Here is a 12,256-nt window from a genome sequence, read left to right on the forward strand (position 1 = left end):
CTAATGTAAAAAGCGTTATAATAAAATAAATCACAACCTACCCAATACTCACAAGGAATTACAATGAGCTGGCGCCACTGGATCACCCTTTCAGCTTTACTAAGTACCGCAGCATTTGCGCAAGACGAAGTACAAAAAAACGAGCAAGACAGCAGTATAGAACTCGTCAAGCAATGTATTTTGAATGAAGTGATTGGGGGCGATGGCAAGCAAACACTCGATGAGCTTCGTAAAAAATGTTCTGCACTGGAAGAAAACAAACAACTGACCGCACTCGATAAACGCCAAGCACGTGAAGAGGTTGGTAAAAAAAATCGTAATGTAATCACACCCCACAAACGAAATTACATATTGCCATTATCATACGTATCGCATCCTAACGATCGCCCTTTTGACCGTTTTGATGAGCTCACCGATGAACAAGATGGTGATACACTCGATAACTTAGAAGCAAAATATCAACTTTCAATCAAGGTTCCCTTGTTTGACGAATTTTCTGACGAAGACCAAGCCTTGTATTTTGGTTTTACGCTGCAATCGTATTGGCAAATTTATAACTCAGAAATTTCATCGCCATTTCGTGAAACCAACTACGAACCTGAAATTTTTTGGATAAATTACCTGGATCCAGAAAACGTACTTTGGGGCGATGAAATGGCTATTGTGTTAGGTATTTCACACCAGTCAAATGGTCGAAGCCAACCAAACTCGCGCTCGTGGAACCGTATTTACGCCGACTTCATATGGGAAAACCGAGGCTTTGTTTTTAGCTTTAAACCTTGGTATCGCATAGCTGAAGACGAAAAAGAAAACCTGCTAGATGCAAAAGGGGATGATAACCCTGATATTTACAAATACATGGGGTACTTTGAATTTAGCGGTGCATATCGATATCACGATCATGAATTTAGCTTTATGACTCGTAATAACTTAAATTCAGACAATCGTGGTGCACTTCAGCTTGATTGGTCATTTCCTTTGTGGGGCCGCGTTCGTGGCTACGCGCAATACTTTAACGGCTACGGTGAAAGCCTAATAGATTATAACGCTGACGTTGAGCGTATTGGTGTGGGTATATTATTAACTGATTTGTTGTAAAATCAGCTTATAAAAAAGCCAAGCATTAATTATTAAGTGCTTGGCTTTTTTAATTAAAAATTACTCGTTATTTTTTTACTGCAAACACACCTTCAAACTCAGCAACTACGTTGTCACCATCATAAATGGTTACCGGTACCACATAACTTGTTTTACCATCGGCTTCTAAATCGCTTAATTTTCCTTTACACGCTTGTAAATCTACACAACCACGCGGATCTGTATTGAGTGGCTTTAAGTACTTAATACTCGCATCGGCTAAAACTATGCTACCTTCAAGTCCCGCTTCTTTGAGCGCCAAATACGTTGCGCCCCAGCCAGTTAATGTGGCTAAACTATAAATAGAACCAGCAAACATTGTGTTATGTAAATTTAAATTAGCGTCTAAATCAGCGCTGGTTGTAAATTGCCAATCTGTGTAACTTTCTACTTTAATGCCCATTGCATCACTAATAGGAATTGATTCTCGCCAGATATTTTGCAGTACTTGAGTCCAATTTGGATGGCGGAACCAACCCGGCTCACTCGGTTTTTGCTTAACCATTTTATAGTGCTGTACATCACCATACGCCAAGTGCGCTTTTTCTTTTAATTCGTACCCATGACGCTTATAAAACTCAAGCGCCCGCTCACGTGCAAATAACACCAGCTCATCGGCATTTTGTGTCCACGCTATTTTTTCTAAATCGTGTAACAGGCGACTACCAATATGCTGATTTCGGTTACCTTCAGCCACAGCCATATAACGAACCTGAGCTTGCTCATGGTTATTAAAATGTAATCGAGCCACACCTAATACGTCACCCTCTTTATTTTTTATAAAGCGGTGTTCAGCGTCTTGTTCTAAATCATCTTGTTCAGAACCTCTTGGTTCCCCCCAAGGAGCGCGTAAAACCTGCCAGCGTAACTGATAGTAAGCTTGCCAATCTTCGCTACTTTGTGGGGTACTTACCTGAAACATACTTACTCCTGTTGCTGTAAAAGCCGCATGTAAAAATTTAAAAAGGCCTCAACCTGTTGATGGCAAATACCATACTCCATCTTAACAAAACTGCAAATACGACTTTGGTGAAGCTTTTAAAATACGTAAAAAATTAATGACAGATCCCATTGCGCTTTACTAAAGCTGGTTTATGCTAAATAACATGACCACATACATTGATGCCTCAACAGGCCTAATTAACAGTCATTTTATTGAAAACAGCCAAAATAAAGGAACGCTACTTTATTGGCAAAACGTAAATGGCGATCACATTCAAGTTCGCGAACATGGTAATTTACGCTGGCTATTAATAAACAACACGTTGCAATCCATTATCGACGTCGATAATCCACGAACTCTGTTGTTCCCTCATTTGCAATATTTAGCAGCGCAATGGCAAACACTGCCACCACCTACCAACGTGCTTGAACTTGGATTGGGCGGTGGGGCTATTCGTAACTATTTACTTAAGCAACACCCTCAAGTAAATATAACGTCAGTTGAAAAAAATGCAGGCATATTGGCATGTTATTCGCAGTTTTTTGCATCAAGCAGTAACGAAAATTTACTATGCGATGATGCACAGATGGTACTTACTTCAGCGCGAAATATAGATTGGGTTATATTAGATTTATTCTGCCAGATAGATGCGCCACGATTTTTATTTGAGCACGCATTTTATGAAAAAATTCACGCTGCACTTAACACTACCGGCAAACTATTTATTAACTTTTTATCGCAACATAACTCACAGTTAAAACAGCTCCAAAAGCTATTATTCGATGTATTTGGTTATACAGTATACCCTCATAAAATTTCAGGTTACGTTAACCATATAGTGGTCATTAGTAAACAACACCCTAAACAGATAAGTTAAACGTAACCGGTCCATCGTTGCATAAACTCACTTGCATATCAGCACCAAACTCACCAGTTGCAACGCTAATACCTTGCGCTTTAGCTTGAGCAACAAAGTACTCGTAAAGCGCGTTAGCTTGGCTTGGGGTCGCTGCCGATGAAAAGCTCGGACGCATTCCTTTTTTAGTATTTGCGGCTAACGTAAATTGCGAAACAACTAATAATTCACCACCCATGTCTTTTAAACTTAAATTCATTTTATCGTTTTCGTCGGTAAAAATTCGGTAATTACTGACTTTATGTAAAAGCTTATCAGCTGCCCCTTTATCGTCTGCCTTTTCAACACCTAACAAAAGTAAAATACCTTGCTCTATTTGCCCAATTACCTGGTTGTTAACTTCTACCTTTGCGTGTTTTACGCGCTGTATTAGCCCTTGCATTTAACTTATATCCTTTGATTTAGGTTCTTCTTCCAGTTCTATTTCTGGGGTATCCTCAATATCATTTGGGCTAATACACGCCGTAAATTCGGCGCCCAAAAGTACAACGACCCACGCTAAATACACCCACACAAATAAAATAGGAATTGTTGCTACCGCACCGTAAATAACCTCATATGAAGGAAAGTGGCTAATATAAAGTGCAAACCCTTTTTTTGTTAGCTCAAATAAAAGTGCAGCAAACAATGCCCCTGGCACAGCGGCTCTAAACGATACGCGTGTATTTGGCACTAAGGTATAAAGCATGATGAAGCCCATCATCGAAATTCCATAGGGAAGTAATTTTAATAAAAATCCACTAAACCCTGGAATACCTTGATCAGCAAACGATACTAACGACACAATATATGAAGTTACACCAATACTTGCCCCCAGTAATACAGGCCCTAAACTCAGTACCATCCAATACACTGCAAATGAAATCATCATTGGGCGCTTTTTCTTAATACGCCAAATGCGATTAAGTGTTGCATCTACATTACGTATTAAAAGTAAGGCAACAGCGGCTAAAAAACCTATACCCACTGCAGTCATTTGATTGGCATTGCCTGCAAAGGAGCTAATATGCTCTCTGATCACATCCGTAGAGGTCGGCACAAAGTTAGTAAACAAAAAGCTTTCTATTTCCATACGAGTCGATTCAAACCCCGGGAACGCTGAAAATATTGCAACCCCTACAGCGATAAGCGGTATTAATGAAAGCAGAGTTACGTAAGCAAGGTAACCAGCATTGACTGTAATTTGATCGTCTATACAACGATTAATATATTGCATCCACCAACCGGGTTGCTGGCGCATAAAGGACTTAACTTGCTGTTTGTAATGGGAGAGCTTATCATTCATACAATTGACTTGTGCTTATCGAGTTTTGATTATCATAACAATCAGCACCGGAATTTACAGCACTTACACGTAAATAGGGAATCAAATGAAAAAACAAACACTGTTAAGCGCATCAATACTTGCCCTAACGTTAGCATTATCTGGGTGTCAATCAGCTTACTATTCTGCAATGGAAAAAGTAGGTGTTCACAAACGTGACATTCTTATTGACCGCGTAGAAGAAACCAAAGAGTCACAAGAAGAATCTCAAGAAGAGTTTCAGTCAGCGCTTGAGCGTTTAACTACACTAATTAATTTTGATGGTGGTGAGCTCCAAGATGCTTACAATCAACTAAATGACGATTACGAATCAAGCCTTAAAGCCGCAGACGACGTTACTACCAATATCAATAAAGTAGAAGATGTTGCTGAAGCCTTGTTTGACGAGTGGAGCGATGAATTAGAACAGTACAAAAGCGCTTCGTTAAAACGCGAAAGCAGTAAAAAACTTAATGCCACTAAGCGCCAATTTGATCAGCTTCTTCGTTCTATGCGCAGTGCTGAAAGTAAAATGGAACCAGTACTATCATCACTAAAAGATAACGTTTTGTACTTAAAGCATAATTTAAATGCACAGGCAGTTGCTGCTATAAAAGGTGAATTTACTAACCTTAAACGCGACATTCAGATACTGATGAACGACATGAACAAGTCAATCGCCGATTCAAATAAGTTTATTGAGCAAATGAACAAAGCCTAATAATGCTATTTTTATAACAACTCTAAAAGCCTGTTAATTTTAACGGGCTTTTTTGTGATTATTTTTTGTTACGATTAACACATTGTTTAATAAATAGCTTTTGATAAGCTTAAACTTCTTTAAAACAATAACAACAGTCGAAATGAAATTACATACTCTGTACTTACTTATTACCTCAAGCTTTTTAGCCGCCTGCAGCGCAAACACTGTAAATGTAATTGCTGGGCAAGACAGCATAACGCCAATTCATGAATCAGGTGAGCGTGAAGGGCGTTATCACAACCTTTATGCGGGCGATAAAACCTATCCGGTTACTTGTGAAGCTGACTGCTACCCACAACACCCGAATGTAATATGCGAAACCACTGCTGAAAATTGCACATTTAACGCTGAGCAATTAAAGCCACAGCTAAACCTTGGCTTTAATATACGCTGGTTAGGCCATGCTGGCTTTATGATCCAAACACCAAATGGACAGCATGTAGTGTTCGACCCCGTAAAAGAGCAGTTTGACTCACCCGTTGATTTAGCATTTAAGCTTGCCTCTGGGTTTTATAGACAACCTGGTGATTGGCTTACTCAAAGCGAACTTAAAAACCTAGATGCCATTATGTATTCGCATATTCATTACGATCATTTTAATAAATCAGACATAGAAGAAATAGGTAATCAACCTCGCTACTTAGCGCCATTAGGCATGGCAGATAACTTTCCAAACGCAGGACTTAATATTAGCGAAATGGCGTGGTATGCAAAAACTAAAATTGATGATTTAACCATTCATGCACTACCAGCGCATCACTTTAGCAGCCGTGTATTAGTACCCTTTATTTACGAAGACAACGATAAAGACTTATGGAATGGCTGGCTACTTGAACAAAATGGCAGCACCTTATTTTTTGCAGGCGACACCGGCTACTCCAAACACTTTAGCGATATTCAGCAAAAGTATGGCGATATTGATGTGTGCTTAATGCCGATAGCCTCTTACTACAGCGAAGATAATCCCAAGTGGTATCGTTATGTTCATACAACCCCAGAAGATGCTCTTAAGGCCGCACACGAGCTTAACTGTAAAGTCATGATACCGTGGGGGTACGGTAACTCATCATGGAAAATGGGCGACCGAAGTAGTCATTCGGCTTTACTACGTTTATTACACATGCATGAAACAATGAAATCACCCGTGCCGCTTTATATTTTAAATGAAGGTGAAAGTATTAAATTTTGAATTGCCCACCAGCTGAAATACATCAACATAATTCGTAATAACCCTCTAGCTGAACTATCTTTAATTAACTAAGCAATGTGGGGTTATTATGTTTCTAGTACGACTAATTTACGCAAGCAAAATTTCAGACGGCTTTGGCCCAAAAGATATAGAAAGTATTTTACAAAGTGCTCGTACCTATAATGTAAAAACACATGTTACCGGCATGCTTTGCTTTAGTAACGAATACTTTTTACAGTGCCTTGAAGGCTCCAGAACCGCAGTAAATAATACCTATCAACAAATATTAAACGACAAACGTCACCACAATGTAATTATGCTTAACTATACCCAAATTCCAGAAAGAGAATTTGAAAAGTGGTCTATGGGTTATGTTCCACAATCTAGAGTAACCGAATCACTGAATCTGAAATTTTCAGGCTCTGTTGATTTTAATCCATTTAAAATGTCTGGCGAAAGTGCTCACTTATTAATGCTAGCGTTAAAAGGCAGCATTACAGGTGCTATTAGTTAAAATACGCATATATTATTGTTTTTATTGTTAACTTAAGCCAAGCTAAGCCAACTTTAATTAATGGAACAATTAATGAAAAAAGTACTGTTAGCCACGAGCTTAGTGATCAGCAGCCAAGTAATGGCTGCTGACGTTAAATATACGTCAACCCCTATTAATATTGACGGCGTATCTGAAAGCGCATGGGATAAGGCTGCTTGGCACGATATGCCACATTTAATGGATGGTACATTGCCTTCAAACGATGCCGATTTTAAAGGCCGCTATCGCTTGTTGTGGGATGAAAAATTCTTATACCTACAAGCCGATATTGTAGATGATGTTTTAATAGATACACACCCAGACCCTACCTATAAATATTGGGATGACGATGCCCTTGAAATATTTATAGATAGCGATGCATCGGGCGGGATTCACCAATTTAACCACACCGCTTTAGCGTACCATATTGGCCTTGATAACCAAGCCGCCGATTACGGCCCTGATAAAAAAGCGCACTTGTATACCGACCACTTAGTTAGCAACTGGAAACGCAATACCACTGCGCCCTATAACATAACTTGGGAAGTTGCGATAAAACTCTACCCGAATGATTATAAAGAAGGGGCTAATAACACTCCGCTCACCCTAAAGCCAAAACAAGTAATAGGCTTTATGCTCGCGTATTGCGATAACGATGGCAGTGAAACACGCGAGCACTTTATGGGGTCACACGAAGTACAGCCAGTTAACGGTGACAGAAACCGAGGATTTATAGACGCAGATGTATTTGGCAAAATCACCTTACTACCAAAAAAGTGATGTAAGTTAGCGTATAGGTTGGGCGCAGCGAAACACAACAAAAAAACCAACCAACAAAATAGAGGCTTTGAACTATCAGTTGTTTTAGCGCTTGCTCTTTTACTTCTCGTTATCTTCTCTTTGAGCAAATATTTTTTAAGCATATTTTTCACAAAGAGGACAAGAGGCGCTGCGCTTTTAGAGCTCAATATTGATAACTAAAAACTGAAAGCTTCTCTTGCTTTAAAAACAAAAAAGCCGCTGTATTTTGCAATACAGCGGCTTTTGAAATCATTTTTCTAAATTAATAGATTATTACTTAGGAGCACGACCCGCACGTTTACGCTCATTTTCAGTTAAATGACGTTTACGAATACGAATGTTCTCAGGTGTAACTTCTACTAACTCATCATCAGCAATAAACTCAAGCGCTTGCTCAAGTGAATAGTTCAGATGTGGTGTCAATGTTTGTGCTTCATCTGTACCAGATGCACGAACGTTAGTAAGTTGCTTACCCTTAAGCGCGTTAACTGTAAGGTCGTTATCACGGCTATGAATACCGATAACCATACCTTCATAAACTTCAACACCGTGACCGATGAATAAACGGCCGCGCTCTTGTAAGTTAAATAATGCGTTAGTAAGTGCTTTACCTGTTGCGTTTGCAATCATTACGCCGTTCTTACGAACACCTAGCTCGCCACCTTTGTGCGGACCGTAGTGATCGAACGTATGGTAAAGTAAACCAGAACCCGAAGTAAGTGTCATGAACTCAGTTTGGAAACCGATTAAGCCACGGCTTGGGATCATAAAGTCCATACGCATACGGCCTTTACCATCTGGTGCCATGTCAGTAAGTTCACCCTTACGAAGACCAATTTGCTCCATGATAGAACCTTGGTGCTCTTCTTCACAGTCAATAGTTAGTGTTTCATACGGTTCTTCTAACACGCCATCAACAGTACGTAAGATTACTTCTGGACGAGATACAGCAAGCTCGTAACCTTCACGACGCATGTTCTCGATTAAGATGCCTAGGTGTAATTCACCACGACCTGATACGCGGAAGCTATCTGGGTTGTCAGTATCTGCAACACGAAGTGCTACGTTGTGTACTAATTCTTTGTCTAAACGCTCACGAATATTACGTGATGTTACAAACTTACCTTCTTTACCACAGAACGGTGAGTTGTTTACAGAGAACGTCATTGTAACTGTTGGCTCATCAACACTTAGTGGTGGTAATGCTTCAACGTTGTTAGGACAACAAAGGGTATCAGAAATCTTAAGCTCGCCTAAACCTGTTACAGTAACGATGTTACCAGCATAAGCTTTATCAGTGTCGATACGCTCAAGGCCTAAGTAGCTTTGTACTGAACCAATTTTACCGTTTCGAGTCGTGCCGTCAGCGCCAATAACTGTAACTTGTTGGTTAGTCGCAACAGAACCACGTTTAATACGACCAATACCGATTACACCTTTGTACGAGTTGTAATCAAGCTGAGAGATTTGCATTTGGAAGTCACCTTCAGGATCTGCATCCGGTGGTGATACTTCGTCAACGATCATCTTGAACATAGGTTCCATGTTGTCTGATGGCTCGTCTAAATCTAATGTCGCCCAGCCGTTGATAGCTGATGCGTAGATTACTTTAAAGTCTAACTGTTCATCAGTTGCACCAAGGTTATCGAATAAATCAAAGATTTGATCCATAACCCAATCTGGGCGTGCACCTGGCTTATCAATTTTATTGATAACGACGATTGGCTTTAAGCCTTGCGCGAATGCCTTTTGCGTTACGAAACGCGTTTGTGGCATTGGACCTTCTTGAGCATCAACAAGTAATAATACTGAGTCAGCCATCGAAAGTACGCGTTCAACTTCACCACCGAAATCGGCGTGTCCCGGGGTATCTACGATATTGATGTGGTAGTCATTCCAAGAGATAGCTGTGTTTTTAGCTAAAATGGTAATACCACGTTCTTTCTCAATGTCGTTTGAGTCCATCACGCGCTCTTCGTTACCGCCGCGTGTTTCTAATGTACCTGATTGCTCAAGTAGTTTGTCAACCAGAGTTGTTTTACCGTGGTCAACGTGCGCGATAATCGCTATATTTCTTAACTGTTCGATGCTCATATATTTACTCAGAGAAATTAAATTCTCAATGATCCTGCAAGATCTACGCACTCATCTGCGTTTTCACGAGATGTCCAAGCATAGGATTTAAAAGGGCGCATATTATCCCTCATTAATGACATGGATGAAAGTTTATCCAATACAATTTTCAAAACTTTCTCAATACTTTTACTAAGTATCTGTTTTATATATGACAATTATATGAAATAAATTGTCATTATTTTTTCAAAAATGCAGTTTACACTATTTATACGATATTTTTGGCACTCTTTTACATTTAGGTTATGCTGATTTCGAGCGATTAAATTAACAACAAATTGTAGTGCACATAGCCTGCACCAAAGTGGAATTTAACTGCACCATAGTGGTGCTATTTTATGCCCCACATTGTAGCAACTAAGTTTTTTTAACCTATAAACATAGAGTTATAAAAATGGCACAAAATCAGCTTAATAAATCCCAAAGCAATTATGCAGCAATAATAAAACCCAATAGTTGGAGGACACATGTCACAATCGGTTTTAGATTTTATTAAAGAAAATGACGTTAAGTTCATTGATTTACGCTTTACTGATACAAAGGGTAAAGAGCAACATGTATCTATTCCTCATCACCAAGTTGATGAAGATTTTTTCGAAGACGGTAAAATGTTCGACGGTTCTTCAATTGCTGGTTGGAAAGGCATAAACGAATCAGATATGGTTTTAATGCCTGTTGCTGAATCAGTAAAACTTGACCCTTTCACTGAAGAAACAACATTAATCGTACGTTGTGACGTTGTAGAGCCTTCTACACTTCAAGGTTACGAGCGCGACCCGCGTTCAGTTGCTAAACGTGCTGAAGATTACATGCGCTCTACAGGTATCGCTGATACTGTATTATTTGGCCCAGAGCCAGAGTTCTTCCTTTTTGACGATGTTAAATACAAATCAGACATGTCTGGTTCAATGTACAAAGTTGACGCTGTAGAAGCAGCATGGAACTCAGATAAAGATTATGAAGGCGGTAACACTGGTCACCGTCCAGGTGTTAAAGGCGGTTACTTCCCTTGTTCACCTGTTGATTCTTCACAAGATTGGCGTTCAGCTACCTGTTTAGTACTTGAAGAGCTAGGTCAAGTAGTAGAAGCACATCACCACGAAGTAGCAACAGCAGGCCAAAACGAAATTGCTACGCGTTTTAACAGCATGGTTTTAAAAGCAGATGAAATCCAAGAAATGAAATATGTTATTCATAACATGGCTCATTTATACGGAAAAACAGCTACATTCATGCCTAAGCCAATTGTTGGTGATAACGGTTCTGGTATGCACTGTCACCAGTCTTTAGCTAAAGACGGTGTTAACTTGTTTGCTGGCGATAAATACGGCGGTCTTTCTGAAGAAGCGCTTTATTACATTGGCGGTATTATCAAGCATGCTAAAGCTATTAACGCATTTGCTAACGCATCAACTAACTCGTACAAACGTTTAGTACCAGGCTTTGAAGCACCTGTAATGCTTGCATACTCTGCACGTAACCGTTCTGCTTCAATCCGTATCCCAGTAGTACCATCTGCGAAAGGTCGTCGTATCGAAGTACGCTTCCCAGATCCAACAGCTAACCCATACCTTGCTTTCTCAGCAATGCTTATGGCTGGCCTTGACGGTATCAAAAACAAGATCCACCCTGGCGATGCAATGGATAAAGATTTATACGACTTACCAGCAGAAGAAGCAGCAGAAATTCCACAAGTTGCATCTTCACTTGGTGAAGCACTAGATGCATTAAGTGCTGACCGCGAGTTCTTAACTCAAGGTGGTGTTTTCACTGACGACCTAATCGATGCTTACATTGCACTTAAAGGTCAAGAAGTTGAAAAACTTAACATGACAACTCACCCAGTTGAGTTCGAAATGTACTACAGCTGTTAATTTGACACTGTAAAAGAATGTGTGTTCTCAAGCCCGCTTAGCGGGCTTTTTTAATGGTAAATTAAATCAAACTCCACTAAAGTTAAGCAATCATAAAAATTGCAGGGTAGCAGTGTGAATAGTAAGATTTTATTGCTAATGATTACTTTAGGATTAAGTAATTATGGTTATGCGGGTGAAAAAAGAATTTACGCTTGGAAAGATCAAAACGGCGTTTTAGTGTTTTCAGATACACCGCGTAAAGGTGCTACAGAGGTAAAACTCTCTAGCCAAAGCTTAACTATGCCCGCTAAAGATATAGCGACTCTCAGCAGCCAATCCCATACTAAAAAAACAGGGTTTGGTATTGCCATTACGTCACCTGAACACAATCAAACCATTCATGAAAATACCGGCACAATATACGTCACCAGCCGCGTAATGCCGAGCTTTAAAGCAGGCTATACCATTCAATTGCTTGTTAATGGAGAAGCAAACGGCCCTGCAATAAATAACTCAGTATTTGCAATTGCTGATGTTGAAGCCGGTGAACATATGCTTCAACTAAGACTGTTTAACGAGAAAAACCAAATTATCGCTGTGAGCGAGCCACGTATATTTAATATGCGCAGAAAAGGCAAAATCCATAGCAATTAAAGCGAAACTTAATACTTAGGCGCAGC

General features: G+C 39.7%; 12 protein-coding genes. 8 read left to right on the forward strand and 4 right to left on the reverse strand.

Going from position 1 to position 12,256, the window contains the following annotated elements:
- The first annotated feature begins 63 nt into the window (after nucleotides 1-63).
- Nucleotides 64-1,098 carry a phospholipase A gene (locus PMAN_RS13635; protein WP_010557661.1) on the forward strand — a complete coding sequence of 345 codons (1,035 nt, stop codon included), beginning with the start codon at nucleotides 64-66 and terminating at the stop codon, nucleotides 1,096-1,098.
- 67 nt (nucleotides 1,099-1,165) lie between these two features.
- On the opposite strand, the gene PMAN_RS13640 is transcribed toward PMAN_RS13635, so the two are convergent.
- On the reverse strand, nucleotides 1,166-2,059 hold the full coding sequence (locus PMAN_RS13640) for a bifunctional GNAT family N-acetyltransferase/hotdog fold thioesterase (RefSeq protein ID WP_010557660.1): 894 nt from the start codon (nucleotides 2,057-2,059) through the stop codon (nucleotides 1,166-1,168).
- A 172-nt stretch (nucleotides 2,060-2,231) separates the two neighbouring features.
- Here PMAN_RS13640 and PMAN_RS13645 point away from each other — a divergent pair, with 172 nt between their 5' ends.
- Complete coding sequence (locus tag PMAN_RS13645; RefSeq protein ID WP_010557659.1) at nucleotides 2,232-2,957, forward strand: spermidine synthase; 726 nt, start codon at nucleotides 2,232-2,234, stop codon at nucleotides 2,955-2,957.
- Here PMAN_RS13645 and dtd read toward each other — a convergent pair.
- Both dtd and PMAN_RS13655 read right to left on the reverse strand, forming a co-directional pair.
- On the reverse strand, nucleotides 2,941-3,378 hold the full coding sequence (gene dtd / locus PMAN_RS13650) for a D-aminoacyl-tRNA deacylase (protein ID WP_010557658.1): 438 nt from the start codon (nucleotides 3,376-3,378) through the stop codon (nucleotides 2,941-2,943). The two genes, PMAN_RS13645 and dtd, sit on opposite strands and share 17 nt — an antisense overlap.
- Nucleotides 3,379-4,281, reverse strand: coding sequence for a virulence factor BrkB family protein (locus tag PMAN_RS13655; RefSeq protein WP_008127015.1), 903 nt, complete (start codon nucleotides 4,279-4,281; stop codon nucleotides 3,379-3,381). It lies immediately after the preceding gene.
- An 85-nt stretch (nucleotides 4,282-4,366) separates the two neighbouring features.
- On the opposite strand from PMAN_RS13655, the gene PMAN_RS13660 reads away from it, so the two are divergent.
- From PMAN_RS13660 to PMAN_RS13675, 4 genes are all read left to right on the forward strand, one after another.
- The gene (locus PMAN_RS13660; RefSeq protein ID WP_006791329.1) at nucleotides 4,367-5,020 is read left to right on the forward strand and encodes a DUF2959 domain-containing protein; all 654 of its coding nucleotides are present in this window, start codon (nucleotides 4,367-4,369) and stop codon (nucleotides 5,018-5,020) included.
- A 142-nt stretch (nucleotides 5,021-5,162) separates the two neighbouring features.
- Nucleotides 5,163-6,251 (forward strand): MBL fold metallo-hydrolase, encoded by a 1,089-nt coding sequence (locus tag PMAN_RS13665; protein WP_010557656.1) that lies wholly within the window; start codon nucleotides 5,163-5,165, stop codon nucleotides 6,249-6,251.
- A gap of 88 nt (nucleotides 6,252-6,339) precedes the next feature.
- Nucleotides 6,340-6,765, forward strand: coding sequence for a BLUF domain-containing protein (locus PMAN_RS13670; protein WP_010557655.1), 426 nt, complete (start codon nucleotides 6,340-6,342; stop codon nucleotides 6,763-6,765).
- Between the two features lie 72 nt (nucleotides 6,766-6,837).
- On the forward strand, nucleotides 6,838-7,566 hold the full coding sequence (locus PMAN_RS13675) for a CBM9 family sugar-binding protein (protein WP_010557654.1): 729 nt from the start codon (nucleotides 6,838-6,840) through the stop codon (nucleotides 7,564-7,566).
- Between the two features lie 294 nt (nucleotides 7,567-7,860).
- Here PMAN_RS13675 and typA read toward each other — a convergent pair whose 3' ends face one another.
- Nucleotides 7,861-9,681: a translational GTPase TypA gene (gene typA / locus PMAN_RS13680; RefSeq protein WP_006791334.1), complete on the reverse strand. Its 1,821-nt coding sequence runs from the start codon at nucleotides 9,679-9,681 to the stop codon at nucleotides 7,861-7,863.
- Nucleotides 9,682-10,187: 506 nt separating this feature from the next.
- Between typA and glnA the strand changes: the two genes are divergently transcribed.
- Both glnA and PMAN_RS13690 read left to right on the forward strand, forming a co-directional pair.
- A complete protein-coding gene (glnA, locus tag PMAN_RS13685) occupies nucleotides 10,188-11,594 on the forward strand; it encodes a glutamate--ammonia ligase (RefSeq protein WP_006791335.1) in 1,407 nt (468 codons plus the stop codon).
- A gap of 114 nt (nucleotides 11,595-11,708) precedes the next feature.
- Entirely contained in the window at nucleotides 11,709-12,230 is a 522-nt protein-coding gene (locus PMAN_RS13690; protein WP_277053767.1) for a DUF4124 domain-containing protein, read from the forward strand.
- Nucleotides 12,231-12,256 lie beyond the last annotated feature (26 nt).

Origin of the sequence: Pseudoalteromonas marina, from assembly GCF_000238335.3 — a bacterium.
Lineage (GTDB): Bacteria > Pseudomonadota > Gammaproteobacteria > Enterobacterales > Alteromonadaceae > Pseudoalteromonas > Pseudoalteromonas marina.

Coding starts and splice junctions, on each gene's coding strand:
- PMAN_RS13635 (WP_010557661.1), top strand. CDS start 64: ATGAGCTGGCGCCACTGGATCACCCTTTCAGCTTTACTAAGTACCGCA.
- PMAN_RS13640 (WP_010557660.1), bottom strand. CDS start 2,059: ATGTTTCAGGTAAGTACCCCACAAAGTAGCGAAGATTGGCAAGCTTAC.
- PMAN_RS13645 (WP_010557659.1), top strand. CDS start 2,232: ATGCTAAATAACATGACCACATACATTGATGCCTCAACAGGCCTAATT.
- dtd (WP_010557658.1), bottom strand. CDS start 3,378: ATGCAAGGGCTAATACAGCGCGTAAAACACGCAAAGGTAGAAGTTAAC.
- PMAN_RS13655 (WP_008127015.1), bottom strand. CDS start 4,281: ATGAATGATAAGCTCTCCCATTACAAACAGCAAGTTAAGTCCTTTATG.
- PMAN_RS13660 (WP_006791329.1), top strand. CDS start 4,367: ATGAAAAAACAAACACTGTTAAGCGCATCAATACTTGCCCTAACGTTA.
- PMAN_RS13665 (WP_010557656.1), top strand. CDS start 5,163: ATGAAATTACATACTCTGTACTTACTTATTACCTCAAGCTTTTTAGCC.
- PMAN_RS13670 (WP_010557655.1), top strand. CDS start 6,340: ATGTTTCTAGTACGACTAATTTACGCAAGCAAAATTTCAGACGGCTTT.
- PMAN_RS13675 (WP_010557654.1), top strand. CDS start 6,838: ATGAAAAAAGTACTGTTAGCCACGAGCTTAGTGATCAGCAGCCAAGTA.
- typA (WP_006791334.1), bottom strand. CDS start 9,681: ATGAGCATCGAACAGTTAAGAAATATAGCGATTATCGCGCACGTTGAC.
- glnA (WP_006791335.1), top strand. CDS start 10,188: ATGTCACAATCGGTTTTAGATTTTATTAAAGAAAATGACGTTAAGTTC.